At 35.9% G+C, this 23,154-nt stretch carries 22 protein-coding genes and 1 tRNA gene; 6 read left to right on the top strand and 17 right to left on the bottom strand.

Translation table 11 applies throughout. From position 1 onward, the window contains the following. Positions 1-28: 28 nt before the first annotated feature. Positions 29-277 carry a DUF896 domain-containing protein gene (locus IV88_RS03240; protein WP_057798697.1) on the bottom strand — a complete coding sequence of 83 codons (249 nt, stop codon included), beginning with the start codon at positions 275-277 and terminating at the stop codon, positions 29-31. 137 nt (positions 278-414) lie between these two features. On the opposite strand from IV88_RS03240, the gene lexA reads away from it, so the two are divergent. Next, the gene (gene lexA, locus IV88_RS03235) at positions 415-1,050 is read left to right on the top strand and encodes a transcriptional repressor LexA (protein WP_057798695.1); all 636 of its coding nucleotides are present in this window, start codon (positions 415-417) and stop codon (positions 1,048-1,050) included. 99 nt (positions 1,051-1,149) lie between these two features. Then, on the top strand, positions 1,150-1,776 hold the full coding sequence (locus IV88_RS03230; RefSeq protein WP_057798693.1) for a hypothetical protein: 627 nt from the start codon (positions 1,150-1,152) through the stop codon (positions 1,774-1,776). 31 nt (positions 1,777-1,807) lie between these two features. Here the strand turns inward: IV88_RS03230 and IV88_RS03225 are convergent, their stop codons facing one another. Next, a complete protein-coding gene (locus IV88_RS03225) occupies positions 1,808-2,962 on the bottom strand; it encodes a hydroxymethylglutaryl-CoA synthase (protein WP_057798691.1) in 1,155 nt (384 codons plus the stop codon). A gap of 245 nt (positions 2,963-3,207) precedes the next feature. On the opposite strand from IV88_RS03225, the gene IV88_RS03220 reads away from it, so the two are divergent. Together IV88_RS03220 and IV88_RS03215 are read left to right on the top strand one after the other, a co-directional pair. Further along, positions 3,208-4,344: a DNA/RNA non-specific endonuclease gene (locus IV88_RS03220; RefSeq protein ID WP_236698595.1), complete on the top strand. Its 1,137-nt coding sequence runs from the start codon at positions 3,208-3,210 to the stop codon at positions 4,342-4,344. A gap of 47 nt (positions 4,345-4,391) precedes the next feature. Then, positions 4,392-4,934 (top strand): hypothetical protein, encoded by a 543-nt coding sequence (locus IV88_RS03215; protein WP_057798688.1) that lies wholly within the window; start codon positions 4,392-4,394, stop codon positions 4,932-4,934. Between the two features lie 77 nt (positions 4,935-5,011). Here IV88_RS03215 and IV88_RS03210 read toward each other — a convergent pair. From IV88_RS03210 to rnz, 5 genes are all read right to left on the bottom strand, one after another. Continuing rightward, a tRNA-Ser gene (locus tag IV88_RS03210) sits at positions 5,012-5,099 on the bottom strand. Positions 5,100-5,181: 82 nt separating this feature from the next. Continuing rightward, complete coding sequence (locus IV88_RS03205) at positions 5,182-5,703, bottom strand: adenine phosphoribosyltransferase (RefSeq protein ID WP_057798686.1); 522 nt, start codon at positions 5,701-5,703, stop codon at positions 5,182-5,184. 21 nt (positions 5,704-5,724) lie between these two features. Next, positions 5,725-8,034, bottom strand: a complete 2,310-nt coding sequence (gene recJ / locus IV88_RS03200) for a single-stranded-DNA-specific exonuclease RecJ (protein WP_057798684.1) — start codon at positions 8,032-8,034, stop codon at positions 5,725-5,727. Between the two features lie 14 nt (positions 8,035-8,048). Beyond that, a complete protein-coding gene (locus IV88_RS03195) occupies positions 8,049-8,825 on the bottom strand; it encodes an SDR family NAD(P)-dependent oxidoreductase (RefSeq protein WP_057798682.1) in 777 nt (258 codons plus the stop codon). Positions 8,826-8,836: 11 nt separating this feature from the next. Next, entirely contained in the window at positions 8,837-9,763 is a 927-nt protein-coding gene (rnz, locus tag IV88_RS03190) for a ribonuclease Z (protein WP_057798680.1), read from the bottom strand. A gap of 122 nt (positions 9,764-9,885) precedes the next feature. Here rnz and IV88_RS03185 point away from each other — a divergent pair, with 122 nt between their 5' ends. Then, on the top strand, positions 9,886-10,170 hold the full coding sequence (locus IV88_RS03185; protein ID WP_057798678.1) for a hypothetical protein: 285 nt from the start codon (positions 9,886-9,888) through the stop codon (positions 10,168-10,170). Between the two features lie 50 nt (positions 10,171-10,220). On the opposite strand, the gene IV88_RS03180 is transcribed toward IV88_RS03185, so the two are convergent. The 5 genes from IV88_RS03180 to IV88_RS03160 form a co-directional block, all read right to left on the bottom strand. Further along, on the bottom strand, positions 10,221-12,161 hold the full coding sequence (locus IV88_RS03180) for an acyltransferase family protein (RefSeq protein ID WP_057798675.1): 1,941 nt from the start codon (positions 12,159-12,161) through the stop codon (positions 10,221-10,223). Positions 12,162-12,183: 22 nt separating this feature from the next. After that, a complete protein-coding gene (obgE, locus tag IV88_RS03175) occupies positions 12,184-13,473 on the bottom strand; it encodes a GTPase ObgE (protein WP_057798673.1) in 1,290 nt (429 codons plus the stop codon). 57 nt (positions 13,474-13,530) lie between these two features. Further along, positions 13,531-15,324: an excinuclease ABC subunit UvrC gene (uvrC, locus tag IV88_RS03170; protein ID WP_057798671.1), complete on the bottom strand. Its 1,794-nt coding sequence runs from the start codon at positions 15,322-15,324 to the stop codon at positions 13,531-13,533. 126 nt (positions 15,325-15,450) lie between these two features. After that, the gene (locus IV88_RS03165; protein ID WP_307725019.1) at positions 15,451-16,197 is read right to left on the bottom strand and encodes an amino acid ABC transporter ATP-binding protein; all 747 of its coding nucleotides are present in this window, start codon (positions 16,195-16,197) and stop codon (positions 15,451-15,453) included. Next, entirely contained in the window at positions 16,187-17,662 is a 1,476-nt protein-coding gene (locus IV88_RS03160) for an ABC transporter substrate-binding protein/permease (protein ID WP_057798667.1), read from the bottom strand. Before IV88_RS03160 ends, IV88_RS03165 begins: the two co-directional genes overlap by 11 nt. 187 nt (positions 17,663-17,849) lie before the next feature. Between IV88_RS03160 and IV88_RS09175 the strand changes: the two genes are divergently transcribed. Beyond that, a complete protein-coding gene (locus IV88_RS09175) occupies positions 17,850-17,999 on the top strand; it encodes an SPJ_0845 family protein (RefSeq protein WP_157059321.1) in 150 nt (49 codons plus the stop codon). Positions 18,000-18,017: 18 nt separating this feature from the next. Here IV88_RS09175 and IV88_RS03155 read toward each other — a convergent pair whose 3' ends face one another. The 5 genes from IV88_RS03155 to tuf all read right to left on the bottom strand — a co-directional run bounded on the left by IV88_RS03155 (position 18,018) and on the right by tuf (position 23,021). After that, positions 18,018-18,311: a nucleoside triphosphate pyrophosphohydrolase family protein gene (locus IV88_RS03155; protein WP_057798665.1), complete on the bottom strand. Its 294-nt coding sequence runs from the start codon at positions 18,309-18,311 to the stop codon at positions 18,018-18,020. A gap of 4 nt (positions 18,312-18,315) precedes the next feature. Next, entirely contained in the window at positions 18,316-18,903 is a 588-nt protein-coding gene (gene yihA, locus IV88_RS03150; RefSeq protein ID WP_057798663.1) for a ribosome biogenesis GTP-binding protein YihA/YsxC, read from the bottom strand. A 91-nt stretch (positions 18,904-18,994) separates the two neighbouring features. After that, complete coding sequence (clpX, locus tag IV88_RS03145) at positions 18,995-20,248, bottom strand: ATP-dependent Clp protease ATP-binding subunit ClpX (RefSeq protein WP_057798661.1); 1,254 nt, start codon at positions 20,246-20,248, stop codon at positions 18,995-18,997. A 131-nt stretch (positions 20,249-20,379) separates the two neighbouring features. Next, positions 20,380-21,684, bottom strand: a complete 1,305-nt coding sequence (gene tig / locus IV88_RS03140; RefSeq protein WP_057798659.1) for a trigger factor — start codon at positions 21,682-21,684, stop codon at positions 20,380-20,382. A gap of 149 nt (positions 21,685-21,833) precedes the next feature. Next, positions 21,834-23,021, bottom strand: coding sequence for an elongation factor Tu (gene tuf / locus IV88_RS03135; RefSeq protein ID WP_057798657.1), 1,188 nt, complete (start codon positions 23,019-23,021; stop codon positions 21,834-21,836). Positions 23,022-23,154: the final 133 nt, after the last annotated feature.

Below are 23,154 nucleotides of genomic sequence, written 5' to 3'. Positions count from 1 at the left end.
TTCTACCCACAACAAAGAAACGCGACCATTAGTCGTCTCTTAGACCTTTGTCTCGTTGAACCTGTTTCACCTTTTCAGGTGTAACTTCTTTACCTGATTTATCAAAAATTTGCATCATTTCAACTTGGCTCTTAAAGCTTGCTCTAAACTTTTTTAAATATTTTTGTCTTAAATCTTTTCGCTCTAGTATTTCTATATCTGTCAAACCTTCATCCTTAGCCTTGTGAGCTAGCTCATTAATTCGATCAATTAATTTTTGCATTTCAGTATCTGCCATCTAATATCACTCCTTTTAACAATACTATTTTACTATGAAATTACAAAAATACAACAAATACGAACGTTTGTTTGATATATACCCAGAATCATGATATTCTTAATTCAATCAATAAACTGAAGAAACGAGGAATAATCATGGTAAAAAGCGTTGGCAATAAACAACTTGCGGTCCTAAGCTTTATTCATGAACGAGTTACTGAGCAAGGATATCCACCTACTGTTCGAGAAATTTGTGAGGCGGTTGGTCTGTCATCAACATCCACAGTACATGGTCATATTGATCGACTACAGAAAAAAGGATTTTTGAAAAAGGATCCAACAAAGCCACGCGCAATCGAAATTACCAATGAAGGTCTTGAACAACTCGGAATCGAACCAAACATAGAAAAAAATAAGATTCCACTTTTGGGTGTGGTAACTGCTGGTGAACCAATCTTAGCAGTTGAAGAAGCTACTGATTACTTCCCTATCCCGCCTGAATTTGAATCTGAGAGCAACGATCTTTTTATGTTAACAATTCGTGGTGAGAGTATGATTAATGCTGGCATTTTGTCAGGAGATCAGGTGATCGTTCGACGTCAAAATACGGCCACAAATGGTGAAATTGTAATTGCTATGACTGATGAAAATGAAGCAACATGTAAAAGATTCTTCCATGAACCTGATCATATTAGACTTCAACCTGAGAACGATACGATGGCACCTATAATTTTACCCAACGTTACTATTTTAGGAAAAGTTGTTGGACTATTCCGAAATGATATCTACTAATATATATTGTAAGAACAGCCATTATGGCTGTTTTTTCTTTATAAACAAACCAACTTGGTATATCCTTAAAGTAGACAATATTAAAGCGAGGATTATGAAATGCTATATTTATTTATTAGTGCCGCAATTGCCACCATTTTAAGCCTATTTGGAGTATATAATTCTATTCATAACCACAGCGGATGGTTAGGAAGTGGCTGGATTGTTTCTGTTATTATTGCAATTCTTTGCATATCTGCAACAGTATTCACTGGTCGCAGCGTTCAAAATACCGTTCATCAAAATCAAATTGCAAAAGAAGAAGCTAAGAAGTCTTCCAAGATGCCTGAATTAACGAAGAATATGACAATCGATCAACTGACTAGTGAAGACTCTGATCAGCAAAAGGCCGCTAAAACTGACTTAAAAGAGCAAAATGCTCTAAAGTCATTGGCAAGAAGTTTTGCTACGATTGGAAAAGTTTCATTTAACTCAAGTGATAAAACCTATTCAGTAGTACCTACAACCAAAGATTTTGCAGGACCATTAAGACAGATTGTAAAAAATCCTGAAAATGCATCAAAAGCCAACTTTGATTCAATAAAAGAAAGCTTTGTTAATTCATCTAAGTCAATTCAAAAGTCGGTTGATAGTGGATATACCCTTCAACTAATGAATCCGGACCAAACATCAAAATCACTCCTATCCGTTAAAGATGGTGAAATAATCTACAACTATTTTAAATAAAAAGAAGCTGACAATGTGCGTCAGCTTCTTTTTATTTATACATTCTCTGTTGATTAGTTTGCCCCATAAATTTAAATTCAGACTTATCTTGTTTAAATCCCGTCAAAAAATTTCGATCTGTAAATTCTAAACTCGCCTTGTATATATCTTCATACTCAGATACAGTAACTTGCCTTCTATTATCCAACCAAGAAATGTCCAAGTTTTCCAAAACCGACTTAAACCCAGGTACTGTATTGGCAGTAAAGAACTCCCCTTCAGCACCAGATCCATAACTAAACAGTCCGATTAAATCATTGTCCTTTAATTTTCCTTTTTTTAATAGAGAAATCAAACTCAAATATAATGATCCTGTATATAAATTACCAACCTCTGCATTTAATTGTTTAGATGCATCAAATTGATCAAACAAACGCTGTTGCACTTCCTTTGACTCCCCTTGAAGTCCGATTCTTAAAGCCTTTAGACCCATTTTTGTATATGGGAGATGAAAAATTAGTGCATCAAAATCTGACGTACTTAAGTTTTCGCGTTCTTTATATTCATTAAATGTCTGATCAAAAAAATCAATAAATTCCCTTGAGGAGTACTTACCATCCACTAAAGCTTCTTTACGATACAAAGGTCGCCAGAAATCCATAATGTCCTTAGTTAGATGTGCATTTCCAGGATTGATTTTCAAAATACTTGGTTTTGCACTCATAATCATGGCAACTGCACCACCACCCTGAGTTGGCTCTCCAGGAGTGTTAATACCGTATCTTGCAATGTCTGATCCAACTAATAAAACACGACTGTTAGGATTCATCATTATATGTCCCATGGCTAACTGAATTCCAGCTGTCAGTCCGAAACATGCTTGTTTCAGTTCCACCCCACTTGCCTGAGGATTAATTTTTAAAAGTCCTTGTAAATATACTGCAGCAGATTTAGATGAGTCTACTCCAGATTCAGTGCCAAATAAAATCAAGTCGATATTTTTTCTCTCAAAATCATCTACAATTTTACCTGCAGCATTAGCAGCCAAAGTCACGCTATCTTGGGAATTTGGAATGACTGCCTGTTTTTTTTGTCCAATTCCAATTAAATATTTATTGGGATCTTCTTTTCTAGTTTCTGCAAGCTCTCCCATATCTACATACATATCACTGGTGAAAAAGTTTAGTTTATCAATACCGATGTCCATTTTAAAACCCCGAATTCTATTAATAATGTTTGTAATTATATCATGAGCCATTAATTCACTCAGTAAGACACTTATTAATTTCAATAATATTTAATTTTTCCTGCACTTAATTGATTAGCTGCCATTAATATCACAAATACTCCTGTATAATAAATATTAGTTTTGCAAAATCAACCGCTTAAAAAATGCGTATAATTCGCATTAACAAGCAATTATTTTCAATAAATGACGAAAGGATTTTTCCCGTGAAAAAGTTTAAAATTTTATCCATTACCATTTTAAGTACCCTTCTACTCGGAGCGTGTGCTAATTCAAATGATAATCATGACAGTTCAAACACCAGTGCTCACAATCAGAGTGAAAAAGTATTTAAATCACAAACACATAAATCAAAAGCTTCAACGCAATTAAAAAAATCAGAAGGATCTTCTAACGATAGTCGAAAAGAAATTCTTGATAAATTAGTAAAACTAACAGATTCCAAATCATCTGGATCCAACAAAAATTATTACTGGGAAAACGGTGCAGCAAAAACGAATGGTTTCGGAGACTTAAAATACGGTGACTACAATTTTTCATCTGATAGCCAAGGACGCTCAGCCGTGGCTAAGGCCGTCCTAACATACTCGGAATATCAATCATCAAAAGGTGGACGACAAGGCACCCCATTAGATCCACCTAGCTGGCCAATGAATAATCCAATTGTCGGTATTCATTTTGAACTTACTGATCGTACATACCACGGTTATTTATATAATCGTAGTCATTCGATTGCTGATAGTTTGTTAGGTAAGGGATCATATACATCTCAATTTAACTTCACTACTGGTACTCGGCCACAAAATGTTGGTGCTAACCAAAAAGGCGGTATGCGTGCAGCTGAAGAAACAGTCGAAAAGTACTGGGAAAGCCATCCCAATTCCAAAGAAACTGTTGAATACGAAACAACCCCAATCTATAAAGGTGACGAAACCGTTCCTCGCGGATCAATTGTTGATATAAAATCATCAGATAATGAAATCAATACCGAAATTGTTGTTATTAATTCGGTTGAAGGAATCAAAATTAACTACAACAACGCCGATAGTGATGTTCAACCATATGTCAAAAATACTAGAGTTAAATCAAAACCAGTTGTAAAAGTATTGAGTCATCCTAAACAAACAGTTCAACCTGTTACTAAACCAGTTACACAATCCACAAATTATACAAAGAGTGCGGATTGGAGCGTTGCAGCACCAGGAAAAGTATTTGTTTCGGATAGCAACATGTATTACAGCCGAGTAAAAAATCCTGATAATTTTGCCTATATAAGCAAATCGACTGCCCAAGCTGAAGGAGACCAACCTGCCGCTCGGGGAAATGAATATGCTCAGCCATAGTAAAAATCCAGAAAAATTTATGCCAAAAATTGAAATCGGAGTAACTCATGAAAAAAATATCAAAGTTAACAACTAAAATACTTTTATTCGTTCTTTTAATATTAGGTATCTCAAGTACAGGTAATTTTGAATCTACAGCACATGCCGAAACTTATGTTTATACAACTGAGACTGGTTCTCACTACTTCTACAATCCACATGATCGCGGATTAAATCATGCAAAAAAGCTATTTCATGTGACACTATCTGAGGCCCAAAGCGAAGGTTTAACATTAGCAGGAACTGTAAGAAAACAAACTGTCCATCGAGCTAGACCGCATAAGGTTATCAAAAAATCTATCAGAAGAACTTATCACAAAAAAGTTGTGACACACAGAACAACCAGACCTCACAAGAGTAAAAAAACAGTTTTGAACACTGTCAAATATCAAACCACTCGTCCTGTACAACATAAAAGAGTAACAAAATCACATAAAGTTACTCGATCTAATCGAATTGTTAAACATACAAGCCTCATTACTCACAGAGCCACAAAACACCATACTGTTATTAGAAAAAGTATTCACCATAGAAGTTATCATCACAGATAGTTGAATATTGAGATTAGACAAAAAACGTTCTAGCATTTTATGCTAGAACGTTTTTATTATCTCTTATCCTTACTATAAGGAGAGTACAGGATTTGAACCTGCGCGCCGGTATTAACCGGTTCGCCGGATTTCGAGTCCGGTGCATTACCACTCTGCCAACTCTCCATAACAGCACTTAGTTTACCATACTAAATGATTAAATTTCAAACTGAAATCTATACCACTCATGGTCAGTGCCGACTAATTATTAGTATTCCATCAAGCACAACATATCATAATCTTTGATCTTTTCGCGACCGTGTAAGTCTTTCAGTTCGATAAAGAATGCTGTACCTACAACAATTCCACCAAGTTTTTCAACAAGCTCGATTGTTGCTTTAATTGTTCCACCGGTAGCAAGTAGATCATCGGTAACTAAAACACGTTGACCCGGTTTGATAGCATCCTTATGCAAATAAAGTGCTGATTCGTCACCGTACTCAAGTTCATACGTTGCTTTAACAGTTTCACGAGGTAACTTACCCTTTTTACGTGCTGGAGCAAAGCCAACGCCAAGCTCATAAGCAACAGGACATCCCACGATAAATCCGCGCGCTTCAGGTCCCACAATCATTTCTACTTGTTTACTTTTAGCATATTCAATAATCTCATTTGTAGCTTGTCTATAAGCATCGCCGTCACCCATTAATGGTGAGATATCACGGAATGTAACTCCGGGTTCTGGATAATCTTGGATACTAGCAATATACTTCGTTAAATCTAATGTCATCGTATGATAACCCCTTCTATATTACTCTCCTAAATATGGAGTAATTAATTGAGTCAGCTCATTGGAATTACTGTACAGCAATTGTTCTTGAACTTTAATTAACCTTTTGCGACGTTGATAGATCGGAGCACTGGAAAGTTCAACTTTATCAGTGACCGGCTCTATTTTCAAAAGTCCATTGTCTATTTTAACAAAATTCAGTTCAAAAAACACATTAAGAATAAAGTTAAACTTTTCGTTTGGAATATTCAGCGTTTTAGAAACTGTACCCAGCTTAGCTTTTTCAAAATTATTATTTTGTTTAAGAAAACTAAATACATGACCAAATTCCTGACGTGTCGGCATTCCAGCAGCGTAAAAATCTGTTTGATGAAAGAAATACAACACTATTGAATTTGGATGAACTTGACCAAGAACAGATTCAAGATCTTCCATAGATTCCGGGCAATCAACTATTGCAAACGTATTTATATCTTCATTATCTTCAAGATCTTTATAAAAAACAAGCTCACGATTTGGAATATTCTTTTGGGTAACTTCTAAAAGCTTTTCGTGAAAAAAAACATATACATATTGATTTTGAAATAAATTGACATTAAAGTTATTGGTTCTTTGGTCAATAATTGCTATACCACTAGTTTTTAAATCCTTAACCATTATTTGAGGTTTGACATTACCGCGCCATTCATTCTCTGACAAAGTTCCGACAAGACTAACATCTGTCGCATTAGCGTATTGATCAGCTAATTCACCACGTTTAAAAGCAATAGCATCAATTTGCTGACCATCGGCATTGGGTAAAGCAAACTTAAGATGGGAACTATCCTGGCCAATTGCTTTCACATTTTTCAACTCGATATGTTTCAACTCAAAGAATGGTTGTTGATTATCTGTTCCAAAGGGACCCATCTTTTTTAAACTAGCAATCAAATCTAAGGAAATATCAGAAGCATTAATTTCAGCATCAACTTTTAATTCTGCTTTATTCTTATATGAAATATCTGCTTCCTTGGCACCCTTTTCTAGAACTTCTTCTAGACTTTTGAGATTATTCTTTGCAATGGTTAGACCAACAGCCATATGATGTCCACCAAAGTTTTCAAAAATATTTGGTGCTTGATTCAAAGCATTAAAAAGATTTAAATCAGGAACACTTCTCCCAGATCCTTTGAAATCAGCACTCATTTCTGAATCACTTAATACAAGCGTTGGTTTATTAGTCAGCTCTACCAATCGACTCGCAACAATCCCTAAAACACCTTGGTGCCAATTATGCCCCACAACAACTAGTGTTTCTCGATTTTTGTGATCTTCATCTAAAGCTATTTTCTCCGCTTCAGAATAAATATCTTGAACCAAGCCTTGGCGCTTCTTATTAATACCATCAATATCTTCAGCTAGCTTACCCGCCTCATCTTCATCAAAAGTAAGTAAAAGCTCAACTGATTTAGTCGCATTCTCAATACGTCCTACCGCATTTAAACGCGGTGCGATTCCAAAACCAATATCTTGCTCGTCCACTTTTGCTTGATTGAGTCCAGCAACCTCCATTAACTTGGCTAAGCCAATTCGTTGGGTTTCCTGTAGTTGTTTAAGCCCCCATTTTACTAACTGCCGATTTTCATCAGTTAAAGAAACCAAATCTCCAATCGTGCCGATTGCGTACAAATCCAATAAATCAGTTGGTAACTCTTCTAAAAGTGCTTGGGCAACCTTAAAAGCAACCCCCACTCCGGATAAATCATAAAATGGATACTCAGCTTGAGGATAACGTGGATGAACAACTGCCAATGCGTTGGGCAACTTATCAGGTAACTCATGATGATCAGTAATAATAACATCAACATTATTTTGATTAGCTAATTCGATCTCATTAAAACCTGAAACACCATTATCAACCGTAATAATTAATTGCACACCAGCATCAATAAAACGTTGGTATTCATCCATATTAGGCCCATAGCCGTCTTTAAATCGATCTGGTACAAAGTACTCAATATTAGCGCCTAATTGCTCCAGCGTTTCGTACATTACGGCTGTACTAGTAACACCGTCAGCGTCATAATCACCATATACTAAAATTGATTCTCCATTTTCAATAGCAGATTGAATTCGGTCAATGGCTTTTTGCATATCATGTAACAAAAATGGATCATGAATTGCTTCCTGATCATCCTCAATAAAATTCTTTATGGATTGTTCATTATCTAATCCTCGGTTAAGTAATACTTTAATTAGCGTTGGATTTAAGCCAAGCGATGTACTTAATTCTTTAACATGAGTTGCTGGTAATTCTTTTGGTTCAATCCACTTATATTTGTCATCTCTCACAGTATCTACTCACCCTACTTACGATCAATTAATTTACTTCCTAAAACCTTATTACCGATTATCGGAAAGACTTTGTACAATTTGCTACTCCAACCCATATAGACAGGTAAAAACAGTTCTGTTTGATTACTTTGTGACATACGAATAATTTTCTTTGCGGTGACATTTGGATCGAGAGCCAAACTACCCATTTTTTCCAAATATTTCCCCGTCTTATCCGCATTATCAAAGAAATTTGTTTTCATTGGTCCGGGATTAACTACCTTAACACCAACATGTTTATTTTTTAGTTCCAAGCGTAGTCCATTTGACCATGCTACTAAAGCTGCTTTAGTAGCTCCGTAGACAGCTGCCTTTTTAGTAGTAACTGACGCAGCCACGGAACATATATTCAAAATATTACCTTCAACATTTTCAATAGATGAAACTAAACCTTTGGTAAAAAGCATCGTTCCCAATACATTAACATCAAACGTTGATTTAATTTCTTCCACCGATTGGTCTACAAAATCTTCAAAGAAACCAATCCCTGCATTGTTAATTAACAAATCGATTGCACTAAAATGATTACTTATCCATTTGGCCGTTGTTTCAATACTTGTTTGATTAGCTAAATCCAATTCAAGACAATTAACTGAATATGCTCCGTATAATAAGCACTCTCGTCCAACCTCTTGTAACCGATCAGTATTTCTAGCTACCAATATTAGTTTTGCTGATTGTTTAGCTAATTCAAGTGCAATTTCTCGTCCTAGCCCACTACTTGCACCTGTAACAACAACTGTTCTCATAAATAACCTCTCTATTTTAAGGGAATATCAATGATATCAAAATCTTTAACGACTTTAGTATTTGGAAAAACCGTCTGAGCCTGCTTTTCCAATTCTTTCGCCATTTTTCCGGTATAACGAGCCGAAATATGAGTTAAATATAACTCCTTGGCATGCGCTTTAACTGCCAGTTCAGCTGCCTGAATGTTAGTTGAATGATAATAATTATGAGCTAAACGACTTTCATCTTTAGCAAAGGTACTTTCATGCACAATTACATCTGCATTTTCCGCTAAGTGGATACTGTTGTCCGTTTTACGTGTGTCGCCAAAGACGGTCACAATCCGTCCATTCTTTGGCTCTCCGAGAAAATCATGACCGTCAAACGTTCGACCATCTGCTAAAGTAACTGTCTGCCCGGCTTTCAATTGACCGTAAACTGGTCCGGAAGGAATGCCTAATTCTTTTAGTTTTTCAACTTGTAATTCACCAGGATGGCTTTTCTCCTCCACTCGATATCCATAGCTATCGATTCGATGATCAAGCGACCAGGCCTTGACAATATAATTGCTGTCTTCAAAAACAACCTTGTCATTCTGAACTTCTACATAATTAATTTTATAATTCAATCTCGTATCAGAAACTCGTAAAGTTGTTTGTATAAAACTTTTTAGTCCTTTGGGGCCAAATAAAGTTAAATCTGAATTCCCCCCCTGAAAAGATCTACTACTTAAAAATCCTGGAAGACCAAAAATATGATCGCCATGTAAATGGGTAATGAATATTTTATCAATTTTTCTAGGTTTTAAATTAGTTCTTAAAATTTGATGTTGAGTTGCTTCACCGCAATCAAACAGCCAAACTTCGTTGCTTTCATCTAAAAGCTTTAAAGCTACAGATGTTACATTTCGAAACTTACCAGGTGTTCCGGCTCCAGTTCCTAAAAATTCTAATTCCATTTTATTCCTCATTCTTCATCGATGTTTTTATCTCTATTCAGTTTACTACATTTCCATTCTTACTACTTTAAATTTTTTTATTCCTAGTGTACTATTCAACTAAAACGTTAGGAGAATTAATTTTGAATCTGGGCGATTTTAAAACTTCCGTATCTGAACTAGATCCTAAACTGTACCTAATAGCACATTTTGATGATGATCTATCAATTCAAGATTTCGAAAACAGAGAATCTGAATTAAAAATCATTTTCAATCTTGGAACAGAAAACTCAAAAATAACCTTGTCAGATTTCATGGAATCAACAACCGATATTGATCCTAAAACTAACCTTTATATTCAAAGCGACACTAACATTCGATTAATTTTTGGATATCACTTACGGGGAGAAAAGTTAATTCTGGAATAAATTAAGAAAAGAGCCAAATAGCGTTTAACTGCTATGGCTCCTTTTTTATTTTAGTCAGCATCTTTAATTAATTGTTGTGTAACTAACTTAGTAAACGCTTTGCTTCCTTGTTCGTTTGGATGAACGTGATCCCCACCAAACCAACCAGGTTGATTCTGTGACAAATCGTGCCAATCGATTACAGTAAAGTTCTTATATTTTTTAGCTGCCTTAGCGAGAGTTCTATTTACTGAACCTTCCCAAGCCTGTGTTGGAACATGAACATTGACCCAATAAATATGACGATTCTTACCAGCGTCGTTTACAACATCTCCAATTTGTTGCATTGTAATTGGCGAGTTAGTTCCAAGATTAATCAAAACGTTATCACTGAGATTACCTTGGCTCTTGAGAGACTTCACGATATCTGGAGCATCCCAGACTTGACGTCCAACTTTACCAGAAATATATGCACTTGGAAATACTTGTTGAATATCAGTTGAAACGTCCAGCATAATTGAATCACCAATCCCGGTTACCGGAATCTTTTCAGCAATTTTTACTTCACTTGGTTGTAATCCATAATCTTTGGCAACAACTTTTTCTTTCTTGTTAAGTTTAACTTTTTTATTTTCTTTAAGTGCCTTAACCTCTGCCTTATGTTTTTCAGCAGCCTTTTGATTCTCTTTTTGTTTTTTTAATACTTCAGCATTCTTTTTATCAGTTTCTCTATTATTCTTAGCTAATTTAGACTGAAGAGCATCCGTTTTCTTAGCAGTATTAACTGGTGCAGTTGTTGCCCCGAATGCAGCAATAGCTGTAACTAGAACAACTGGAATCGCCCAGAAACGTTTATTGCCAATCCCCTTACCAGTGAATAGACTCTTAATTGTTGTCCAAGTTTGTTTGTAATCAAACTTAGCCAGAGGTATTTCAATAAATCGATACGACAATTCACTAATACCTAAAATAATCGCTGTTTCAATAATTGGATTTAAGATTGGGTGTTTAGCAATATTAGTAACAATTTGTTCATAGAAAATCATTACTGGGAATTGATATAGATAGATTGCATATGAACGACTACCTAACCATTTGAAAAATGGATTGGTTAACCATTTATCCCAGCTAGCTGATGGATGAGCAACAATCGCAATCATTAATACCGATAGTAATGAGAATATTAACATTCCACCATGATAAGTTAATGCACTAGTACCTGATAAACCAAATGTAAGAACAAGCATAAATACCAGTGTTACTGCACCGATAACATTCATAATCGTCTTAGTAGTTCGATCAACTACTGAACTCAACCTAGTTGAAGGCCAGACAAATGAAAGTGCAGCTCCCAACAAGTATGGTGCCATACGCGTATCAGTACCATAATAAACACGGTTAGTGTTATTAGGACTGAATAACACAGCCATCAAGATAGCAGAAACGATTGCCAATACGAATAATAACAATGCACTTCTTTGGCGTTTTTTGAGGAACTTAAGAAGGATTACCATAACAAATGGCCAAATAAAGTAATACTGTACTAATACTGACAAGTACCACAAGTGAGTAAACGGTGATTCACCATTATAACGATCAAAATATGATTGACCGTGTCCCACTTCCCACCAGTTATACACAAACACTAAATTGGTCCAGATTACACTTCTAATTTGACCCAACAGGTTTCTAGCAAACAATGTCATATAAGCTGTACTTGCTAGCAAAACGACAATTAAAGTTGGATATAATCTTTTGATTCGTCTAATAAAGAATGAACCAATTTTAATCTTACCGGTTCGGTCCCATTCTTGAATAAACAAATCTGTAATCAGATAACCGGAGACTGCAAAGAAGATTGGAACTCCTAAGTAACCTCCCTGAACACTATATGGCATTAAATGATACAAAATAACGCCGAGTAATGCCAAAACTCGAAGTCCATCAAACCCTGTTATGTAGCGACGTTTCCCGTCGTTTAATAATTGAACTGATTCTTGAGATTCATTCATTTCATCATTTCTCCACAATATATTACTCTACAAATTCAAAAACAAAATCCAAAATTTGGACACTGTCGCCATTCTTAGCACCTAATGAGCGAAGTTCATCATCAATACCCATACCTCTCATTTGACGAGCAAATCTAAGCATACTCTCATCATGAGTTGTATCAGTCATCTTAAATAGACGTTCAATCTTAGGTCCAGTAATAACCCATAGTCCGTCTTCATTATTGATTTCAAATCCCTTATCTTCACTATAACTGTAATTTTGTGAATCAATGGTTTCTTCTTCAACAAGTGGATTATCAGGAAGTTCTTCTAGAACTTCAGCAGTTCGTTTCATTAAGTTTTGAAGCCCATCATGCGTAATTGCAGAAATTGGAAATACTTCCGTATCAGCAAACTCTGAATCAGCCTTAAGCTTTTCAGTAAACTCTTTTAGATTTTCGTCTGCTCCACTAACATCCATTTTAGTTGGAACAATAATTTGATAACGTTCCATCAATGCCGGATTATATTTGCGAAGCTCGTTATTAATCTTTTTAAAATTATCAAATGGTTCGATTTCAGTAATTCCGCTCATATCAACTAAGTGTAAAAGTACTTTTGTACGCTCTACATGTCGTAAGAACTCAAATCCTAAACCAACACCCTGTGAAGCTCCTTCAATTAAACCAGGAATATCAGCAATAACAAAGTCTTTCCCATTATCCAACTGCACCATACCTAGGTTAGGTACTAAGGTTGTAAAATGATATTCGGCAATCTTAGGTTTAGCACTAGTTACAACAGACAAAAGTGTCGACTTTCCAACTGAAGGAAAACCAATCAAACCAACGTCAGCTAAGACCTTTAATTCTAAGCTAATCATCCGTTCATCACCTGGTTCACCATTTTCAGATATTTCAGGTGCTGGATTCCTTGGACTTGCAAAATGCATATTACCGCGGCCACCACGACCGCCTTTAGCAACCACTAATTCTTGATCAACATCAACTAAATCGCCGATCACTTCACCAGTTTCAGCATCTTTTACAATTGTTCCACCTGGGACACCAATCACTAAGTCCTGGGCACTGCGACCTGTCATTTGCTTATTCATACCATTACGTCCAGGATCAGCTTTAAACTTACGTTTGTAGCGGAAATCCATTAAGGTTCTCATCCCTGAGTCCACCTTAAATACGACACTACCGCCACGACCACCGTCGCCACCTGCAGGTCCACCATTTGGAACAAATTTTTCTCTTCGGAACGCAACTATCCCGTTCCCGCCATTTCCGGCTTTTACATCAATTTTGACTTGGTCAACAAACATTTAATTTCTCCCATACAGAATTATAAACTCAAGTATATCATAGGTAATTAAAAATCCTTAACTGTTTCCATTAGTCTGAGCAGCCAAAGATATTTTAATCGTCTGAGCCACTCTTTTCGATACACCATGTTTTTGTAAATCTTCAATACTTGCCGTACTAATCTTATTCAACGATCCATATTCACGCAATAGTTTGTTACGTGTCTTTGGTCCGACGCCTTGAATTGAGTCGAGCCTTGATGAAAGTGAGTTTTTAGCATGTAACTGACGATGAAATGTAATGGCAAATCGGTGCACTTCATCTTGAATTCTCTGAACTAAGTAAAATCCTTGGCTCTTTGGATCGAGCTCAATTCGATGGTCATCATCACCATACAACAAATCAGAAGTCTTATGATGCTCATTTTTAACCATCCCAGCAACTGGGATATGAAGCCCTAATTCATTAATTAATACATCTCGAACTGCATTTAACTGTACAACCCCACCATCCATTAAAATTAAATCTGGCATAGATTGGTGTTCTTTAAGTAATCTCACATATCTTCGTCGAATTACTTCTCTAGTACTAGCAGCTTCATCAGCGTGGTCGACTGAATTTAGTTTATATTTACGATACATTTTTTTATCTGGTTTGCCGTCTGTAAAGACAACCATGGCTGAAACCAAATCCTCACCTTGGATATGTGAATGATCAAAAGCTTCGATTCTATGTCCAACAGGTAATCCAAGTGCATCGGTAACTTCTTTCATGGCACCAACAGTCTTGCCTTCATCTAATTCCATCAATCTGAATTTTTCTTCAAGGGTAATCTGCGCATTCTCCTCTGCTAGATTCATGAGGTTACGCTTCTCACCACGCTGTGGAGTTCGAACTGGTACTCCCAGAATATCGGACATAACTGCATTGTCCAATCCTTTTGGAACTAATATTTCATTCGGCAAAACCTTATTTTTATTATTATAAAATTGCAAAATGAAAGAAGTGATTTCTTCATCTGCATCATTAACTACTGGAAAGAGACGCTTCTCCCGTTTCATTAACCGTGACTGTCGGATAAAGAAAATCTGAATCGATAGCCATCCCTTATCTAGATAGAAATTAAACAGATCTCTTGGTGTTCGGTCATTTGAAATGATTTTTTGCTTTTCAACAGTAACTTCAATGTAGTGAATTTGGTCTCGCAACTCAGCAGCGCGTTCAAATTCCATTTGACTAGCTGCTTTTTCCATTCTTGCAGTTAACGACTGTTTTACCTTAGCCACATTTCCATTTAAAAATGATTTGATACGAACAATTTGCTTTTCGTACTCTTCTTCTGGAACTTCCTTAAAACATGCTCCAAGACACTGACCCATGTGATAGTACAAACATGGTCGACCTTGGAATCCATTACAACGACGCAAGGGATAAACTTTTTCAAGAAAATGAAGAGTCTCTTCTGCCGCATACACATTTGGATAAGGGCCAAAATAATATCCACCATCGCGCTTGATAGAAGATACAATTTCCATTTTAGGATCACGTTCTTTAGTAATCTTGATATATGGGTATCCTGTACCCTTTTTTAATTTGATATTAAAGTAAGGCTGATACTTTTGAATCAATGTTATTTCCAGTAGAAATGCTTCTTTATCACTCGAAGTAACAATATAATCAAAATCTGCAATTTCTTCAACTAGACGCGCAGTCTTACCATCATGAGCACTTTTGAAATAAGAGCGAACCCGATTTTTAAGATTCTTGGCTTTTCCAACATAAATAATCTGACTATTCAAATTCTTCATTTGATAACACCCAGGTCGATCAGGTAATAAAGCCAACTTATGTTCAATATGTTCTGAAGCCATTCTCCCACCCCATTCTATTTTATACAGTCATACAATTATACAACCCTCATAAACGTTGAACAAGTTTTACGTTTTCATCAAAAAAAGTGTGAGCAATGGTACGCACACACTTTCAATATAAGATTTTTAGCTTTCGAGAATTTTAGATAAGAATTCTTGAGCACGTTCCGTAGTTGGTTGTTCAAAGAATTGATTTGGTTCAGTTTTTTCTTGAATATCAGCATTTTCCATAAACCAAACTTGATTCGAAACAGATTTAGCAAAGCCCATTTCATGAGTAACAACTACCATAGTCATTCCATCTTTAGCAAGTTGCTTCATAACATCTAATACTTCACCGACCATTTCAGGATCAAGAGCTGAAGTTGGTTCATCAAATAACATGACATCTGGTTTCATTGCTAAAGCCCTCGCAATAGCGACACGTTGTTTTTGACCACCAGATAAGCTTTCCGGATATGCATCAGCTTTGTCAGCTAGACCGACTTGTTCAAGTAAAGCTAACGCCTCTTTTTTTGCTTGTGCTTCATTAGTCTTTTTAACTTTAATTGGTGCAAGTGTTAAATTTTGCAAGACGCTTAGATTTGGAAATAGATTGAAGTTCTGAAATACCATTCCGACTTTTTGACGCACTTGTTCTAATTCTTTATCGCTCTTACCAACTAAGTTATCTCCTTCCAAGAATACATTTCCTCCACTTGGCTTTTCTAAAAGTGTAATACAACGAAGAAAGGTACTTTTACCAGCTCCTGAAGGGCCAACAACACTAATTACATCGCCTTCATTAACAACAGCTGAAATATTTTTAAGAATAGTATTTTCACCAAATTTTTTGGTTAGGTTTTCGATTTTTATGAGTTCTTTAGGCATGATTAAACTTCCCTTCGTAATGTTCTAAGACCTTAGATAATGAGAATGTCATAACAAAGTACAATACCATCGCTACAACAATTGGTGCTACTCCACGATAAGTATCGGATTGAACAATTTTAAGTTGATAAATTAAATCTGTTACACCGATAATAGAAACAATTGAACTTTCCTTAATTAAGGAGATAAATTCATTTCCTAATGCAGGCCAGATATTCTTCAAAGCTTGAGGCATAATAACAAATCGCATTTGATCACGACTGCTAAGTCCCAAACTTTGAGCAGCTTCAGTTTGACCTTTATCAATAGAATTAATACCGCCACGGATTACTTCTGCAACATAGGCTCCACTATTCAGAGAAACAGCGATAATACCAGCTGTTAATGCTGGTAAATTAACAAATAAACCAAGTCCAAAGTATACAAACATTAATTGGACCATTAGTGGAGTACCACGTACAAATTCAATGTAAGCAACCGCAATAGCATGGAAAATCTTGTTTTTACTCAATCTCATAAATGCTAATAGTGTTCCGGTTAGAAAACCGAAGAAAACTGAACAAACAGAGATTAGTAAAGTATAGCCAACTCCTAAAGCAAAGAACTTCCAGTAATGACTCATTGAAGTATTAACAGTATTACTCTTCAAATGACTTCCAGCTTCTTTTAAATACTGTGGAATTAAGCCTTGATCTTTAATTTCTTTAATTGTGCTATTAATATGTACTTTTAAAACAGGCGAATTTTTTGGCAAGGCTACAGCAGTACTACTATCAGTACCACTTAACTTAAAACCACCCTTAATAACTTTTAAACTTGGGTTATTGGCCGCAAAAGCTTCAGCACTTGGTTTTTCCATTACAACCCCATCAACCTTATTAGTTTGCAGAGCAAGGATTAAATCTGTTCCTTTTTCAATTCCAGTTACTGATGCTCCACTAATTTGCTTTTTTGCTAAGTTGTATTGAATAGAACCTGTCTGTGCAGCGACCTTCTTATTTACAAATGATGATTTATCTTTGTATAGTCCAGCATCTTTTTTATTAATTAAGATGCTTTGACCACCGTTGTAATAAACGTTTGAAAAATCAACACTTTTTTCACGAGCGGGACTTGGATTCATACCGGCCAAAATCATATCGACTTTATGTGTTTGTAAACCAACTAAGAGTGAATCAAAATCCATATTCTTGATCTTCAACTTAACGCCAAGATCCTTAGCAATTTTTTTTGCAATACTGATATCCATTCCGACATCAGTGCTTTTGCCATTTTGCGTAGTTTGAAATTCATAAGGAGCATAATCTGGACTAGTTCCTAAGGTAATGTATCCTCGTTCCTTAATTCGTTTATATGTACTATCTTGTGAATCACTGGCATGGATTTTAGCTGGACTAATCTGCGAAAATCCTAATGTACCAAATAACATCACCATCATTGTTATTAAAATACTTAGTTTTGCTTTCATAAATATGCTCCTCCAAATTTATTATGTCTTTTAATTTACACCTAAAATAAGAAATATAAAATATAAATATCACTAAATGCATATTTATAACTATTTTATATGTATATTCACAAATATATTGAATATACGAATAAAAATTATGACAGATTAAATATTATTTGCTATGATAACGACAAAGGATGTGTGGATGATGGGATTACAAGCAAAAAGAGAATTAAACCTTGATAAAATGTTAGATCAGTTTACTTCAAACACAAAAGAGAGTGAACAAACAAAAAAAGATCGTGAAAAGTTTTTAAAGAAAAATTCTGACAAGAAAACAAATAAAAAGAGCTGACCAACAAGGTCAACTCTTTTATTTTCCAGTATACTTGGGATAACGCTTTTCCAACGATCTAATATTAACCTTTGCAATATCGTCAAATGGAATATCTGCCCACTCAGCAATCTGTGAAAGATACCATAGTACATCTCCCATTTCTTTCTTTAACTCATCTTTATTCAACTCTTGGCTTCTAAAAGTGTAATTCTTAACGATGTTTACAACTTGACCACTTTCACCAGCTAATCCCAAAGCACAATTTGTTAAAACTTGTTCGTTTCCTAATAAAGTACGGTTTGCTTTCTTCTGATATTCATTAAACTCCATCTTATTAATCTCCCATTCGATCTTCAATCCATTTCCAAATCTCTTCTTTACCGCTTTTTGTTTGAGCAGAGAACATCTGGAATTGGTCTCTTTGATTAAAGCCTAACTTCTTCTTAATAATACTTTCTTGCTTATTCCATTTTCCACGTGCAATCTTGTCACTCTTAGTTGCAACGACTAAAACTGGAATCTTGTAATAACTTAAGTATTGATACATGGAAACATCGTCTTCAGTAGGCTCATGTCGTGCATCAATAAGAGAAATAACACCTTTTAATGGTTTACGCGTTGTCAGATAAGTTTCAATCATTTGACCCCATTTTTCACGTTCTTTTTGTGAAACCTTTGCGTATCCATAACCAGGAACATCCACAAAAAACACTTGATCTTCGACTCGATAAAAGTTAAGAGTTTGTGTTTTACCTGGTTGCGACGAAGTTCTCGCATATGATTTTCGATTGATTAAAACATTTGTCAAAGAAGATTTCCCGACGTTTGAACGGCCGACCATCGCAATTTCTGGATACCCTTGATCAGGATACTGTTCTGGTTGAACCGCACTAATTTGTAACTCTACGTTATGCACTTCCACTATATTCACCCACTATTCTTGATACTTAATCATACCATGAAATACTACTAAAAAAGTCCGCATTCAAATAAATCAATGCGGACTTTAAATTTTAAGAAGCTTGTTTGTCAGTTAATTCAAGTTCTGGTTGTGCTTCTTCAGTAACTGTTTTTTTATTCACAGTAACTTTTTTAACATCAGTTCGAGAAGGAATTTCATACATAATATCGCGCATTACATTTTCAATAATAGAACGTAAGCCACGTGCACCAGTATCTCGTTCAATAGCTAATTCAGCAATTGACTTCAATGCTTGTGGTGTGAAATGCAAATCTACTCCATCTAGTCCCAATAACATTGTATATTGCTTTACTAAAGCATTTTTGGGTTCAGTTGAGATCCGAACTAAGTCATCAGCAGTAAGCTTTTCTAAGGCAGTCAAAATTGGTAAACGTCCAATAAATTCTGGAATTAAACCGAACTTCAATAAGTCTTCAGGAATAACTTGTTGCATCAAGCTCTTGGAATCATCAAGATTACTATTTTCATTATTTCCAAATCCAATAGTTTTGTCGCCAAGACGATTCTTAACAATCGTTTCGATTCCGTCAAATGCCCCACCAACGATGAATAGGATGTTAGTAGTGTCAATCTGAATAAATTCCTGTTGTGGATGTTTTCTTCCACCTTGAGGCGGCACACTAGCGATTGTCCCCTCTAAGATCTTAAGCAATGCCTGTTGAACACCTTCACCTGAAACATCACGAGTGATTGATACATTTTCACTTTTTTTAGCAATCTTATCAATCTCATCGATGTAAATAATTCCACGTTCAGCCTGTTCAACGTTGTAATCTGCATTTTGTAATAACTTAAGTAAGATATTCTCAACATCTTCACCAACATACCCAGCTTCAGTTAAAGTTGTAGCATCAGCAATTGCGAATGGCACATGCAAAATTTTTGCCAAACTTTGGGCAAGAAAAGTCTTTCCTGAGCCAGTTGGTCCAATAAGGCTAATATTACTCTTTTGAAGTTCGGGAGCGTCTTCATCATCTGATTTTTCATTCATCTGATTAATACGTTTGTAATGGTTATAGACAGCAACAGATAGTGTTTTCTTTGCTTCATCTTGACCAATTACATATTGGTTTAAATATTGAACAATCTGAACAGGTGTTGGAATATCAGTAACTTCAATCTGTCCTTGTTCAGCTAACTCTTCATCAATAATTTCCTTACACAAATCAACACATTCGTTACAAATGTATACATCTGGCCCAGCAATTATTTTTTTAACTTGATCTTGTGTTTTACCACAGAAAGAACAAGCGATTGGTTCTGTAGGTTGTTGATCATCAAACAATACATTCACCTCGTTTTTATTTGCAACTATCATAACAAACTATTGATAATTATCCTAATAGGTTGTTTCAAAAACAAACGACCCCGAGTCAACTCGAGATCGTTTGTTGGTTGATTATTTGATTGCAAAAATTATTTTGTTGATTTAGATTTTGGTTCTTCAACAGCTTCATTCTTAATTAATTCAACTGCATCTTTTATTGCAACATCATGCTTAACCATATCTTCTGAAAGTGCTGAACGAACAGCATCTTCTTCCATACCATATTGACCAGCAAGATTTTTGATTTCAGCATCAATATCATCTTTTGAAGGTTCAATTTTTTCAGCTTCAACAATAGCTTCCAAAACCAAGTTTGTTTTAACACGGTTAGCAGCGCCTTCGCTAAGTTGTTGCTTGAGTTGGTCTTCTGATGAACCTGTCAATTGGAAATACATGTCAGGACTAATGCCTTGTTGTTGCATGTTTGCCATGTATTGGCTAACTTGACGATCAACATCTTCATCAAGCATTGCTTGTGGGATTTCTTCAACCTCAGCATTATCAACAGCTGCTTGAACTGCTTCATTTTCTTTTGCGTCGCTAGCTGATTGAGTCTTACGAGCCTTGATATCAGCTTTTGTTTTTTCTTTAAGTTGGTCAAGTGAGTCAACTTCTTCGTCAACATCCTTAGCAAACTCATCATCAAGTTCTGGAAGTTCTTTTGTCTTAACTTCGTGAACTACAACCTTAAAGATTGCCTTTTTGCCTTGTAATTCTTCAGCTTGATAATCTTCTGGGAATGTTACTTCAACATCAACTTTATCATCTGACTTGTGACCAAGTAATTGATCTTCAAATCCAGGGATAAATGAGTTTGAACCTAATTCAAGGTCATAGTTGTCAGCTTTTCCACCATCAAATGGTACACCGTCAACAGAACCATCAAAGTCGATTGTAACTGTATCGCCCTTTTCAGCTGCCTTATCTTCTTTTAATACTAATTCAGCTTGTTGTTCACGTTTCTTTTCAATATCAGCGTCAACTTCTTTTTGAGTTACACGAGTGCTTTGTTTTTCAACCTTAACACCTTTGTATTCGCCAAGTTTAACTTCAGGTTCAACTGTTACGATTGCTTTGATAACCCAAGGTTTGTTCTTTTCCATGCTATCAACATCAACTTTAGGTTGGTCAACTGGCTTAATTCCAGCTTCTGCAATAGCTTTTTCGTATGCATCTGGTAATACAACATTCAGTGCATCTTGGTACAATGCTTCTTCACCATACATTTGGTTAAAGATTTGGCGTGGCACTTTTCCTTTACGGAATCCAGGTACGTTTAATTGTTTTTTTGTTTGAGCAAAAGCTTTGTCCAAACCAGTTTTAATTTCATCAGTACCAACTTCGAAAGTTAAAGTTCCTTCGTTAGTACCAGTTTTTTCCCATTTTGCAGTCATTGTATTCCCTCCGACAAATTAATTTTATGCCTAATACTTCTAAATTGCGTACCGTATTATTTTACCGTACTCACTAATAAAAGTAAATATTACAAGCATTTTTAAGCAAAAAAAAGAAACCCACAAAGTGGATTCCTAATTTGTAAATATTAGTCGTCGATTTCAGATACAACACCGGCACCAACCGTGTGACCACCTTCACGAACAGTAAACTTAGTACCCTTTTCAATAGCAACGGGTTCGATAAGTTCTACTGTAAATGTAACGTTATCACCAGGCATAACCATTTCAACGTTTTCTGGTAATTCAATAACACCAGTAACATCAGTTGTATGGAAATAGAATTGTGGACGATAGTTTGAGAAGAATGGAGTATGACGTCCACCTTCATCTTTAGTCAAGATATAAACTTCACTCTTGAACTTCTTGTGAGTTTGGATTGAACCAGGTGCAGCCAAAACTTGGCCACGAACAACTTGATCACGGTTAACACCACGAAGAAGTGCACCAACGTTATCTCCAGCTTCACCAAGATCAAGTGTCTTACGGAACATTTCTAGTCCAGTAATAGTTGTCTTAAGAGGAGCATCAGTCAAACCTACGATTTCAACTTCGTCACCGACTTTAACTTCACCACGGTCGATACGACCAGAAGCAACAGTACCACGTCCAGTGATTGTAAATACATCTTCAACAGGCATCAAGAATGGCTTGTCTGTTTGACGTTCTGGAGTTGGAATGTATTCGTCGATTGTGTCCATCAAGTCCATGATAACCTTTTCTTGTTCAGCATCGCCTTCAAGGGCTTTAAGAGCTGAACCGCGAAGTACAGGAACATCATCGCCAGGGAAATCATATTCTGATAGTAATTCACGAACTTCCATTTCAACTAAATCGATCAATTCGTCATCATCAACAAGATCAGTCTTGTTAAGGAATACAACGATGTAATCAACACCAACTTGGTGAGCCAAAAGGATATGTTCACGAGTTTGTGGCATAGGACCATCAGTTGCAGCAACAACTAAGATAGCACCATCCATTTGTGCAGCACCAGTGATCATGTTTTTAACGTAATCAGCATGTCCTGGAGCATCGATATGAGCGTAATGACGCTTTTCAGTTTCATATTCAACGTGAGCTGTGTTGATTGTGATACCACGTTCTTTTTCTTCAGGTGCAGCATCAATATCAGCATAATCTGAAGCTTGTGCTAAACCTTTTTCTGACAACACTTTTGTAATAGCAGCTGTCAATGTAGTTTTCCCATGGTCAACGTGTCCAATTGTACCAATATTTACATGGGGTTTTGTTCTTTCGTAATGTTCTTTTGCCATTAATACGAACCTCCTGTATTGTCGTAAGAATTTCACAGTCCTTGGCATTGCGACTGGATTCTTTAAAAACTATTATACTACATCCTCAACGAAAGGCAACCTGTCCCCTCAGAGAATCCTTAAGTATTATATG

This window comes from Pediococcus argentinicus (genome assembly GCF_001437605.1).
Classification (GTDB): domain Bacteria; phylum Bacillota; class Bacilli; order Lactobacillales; family Lactobacillaceae; genus Pediococcus; species Pediococcus argentinicus.
The sequence above is the reverse complement of the archived record's forward strand: the minus strand, read 5'-3'. Positions and strand labels throughout refer to the sequence as shown.

Bases quoted from the DNA above. Each gene is read 5' to 3' on its own strand.
- IV88_RS03240 (WP_057798697.1), bottom strand. From the start codon at position 277: ATGGCAGATACTGAAATGCAAAAATTAATTGATCGAATTAATGAGCTA.
- lexA (WP_057798695.1), top strand. From the start codon at position 415: ATGGTAAAAAGCGTTGGCAATAAACAACTTGCGGTCCTAAGCTTTATT.
- IV88_RS03230 (WP_057798693.1), top strand. From the start codon at position 1,150: ATGCTATATTTATTTATTAGTGCCGCAATTGCCACCATTTTAAGCCTA.
- IV88_RS03225 (WP_057798691.1), bottom strand. From the start codon at position 2,962: ATGGACATCGGTATTGATAAACTAAACTTTTTCACCAGTGATATGTAT.
- IV88_RS03215 (WP_057798688.1), top strand. From the start codon at position 4,392: ATGAAAAAAATATCAAAGTTAACAACTAAAATACTTTTATTCGTTCTT.
- IV88_RS03205 (WP_057798686.1), bottom strand. From the start codon at position 5,703: ATGACATTAGATTTAACGAAGTATATTGCTAGTATCCAAGATTATCCA.
- IV88_RS03195 (WP_057798682.1), bottom strand. From the start codon at position 8,825: ATGAGAACAGTTGTTGTTACAGGTGCAAGTAGTGGGCTAGGACGAGAA.
- rnz (WP_057798680.1), bottom strand. From the start codon at position 9,763: ATGGAATTAGAATTTTTAGGAACTGGAGCCGGAACACCTGGTAAGTTT.
- IV88_RS03180 (WP_057798675.1), bottom strand. From the start codon at position 12,161: ATGAATGAATCTCAAGAATCAGTTCAATTATTAAACGACGGGAAACGT.
- obgE (WP_057798673.1), bottom strand. From the start codon at position 13,473: ATGTTTGTTGACCAAGTCAAAATTGATGTAAAAGCCGGAAATGGCGGG.
- uvrC (WP_057798671.1), bottom strand. From the start codon at position 15,324: ATGGCTTCAGAACATATTGAACATAAGTTGGCTTTATTACCTGATCGA.
- IV88_RS03160 (WP_057798667.1), bottom strand. From the start codon at position 17,662: ATGAAAGCAAAACTAAGTATTTTAATAACAATGATGGTGATGTTATTT.
- IV88_RS09175 (WP_157059321.1), top strand. From the start codon at position 17,850: ATGATGGGATTACAAGCAAAAAGAGAATTAAACCTTGATAAAATGTTA.
- IV88_RS03155 (WP_057798665.1), bottom strand. From the start codon at position 18,311: ATGGAGTTTAATGAATATCAGAAGAAAGCAAACCGTACTTTATTAGGA.
- tig (WP_057798659.1), bottom strand. From the start codon at position 21,684: ATGACTGCAAAATGGGAAAAAACTGGTACTAACGAAGGAACTTTAACT.
- tuf (WP_057798657.1), bottom strand. From the start codon at position 23,021: ATGGCAAAAGAACATTACGAAAGAACAAAACCCCATGTAAATATTGGT.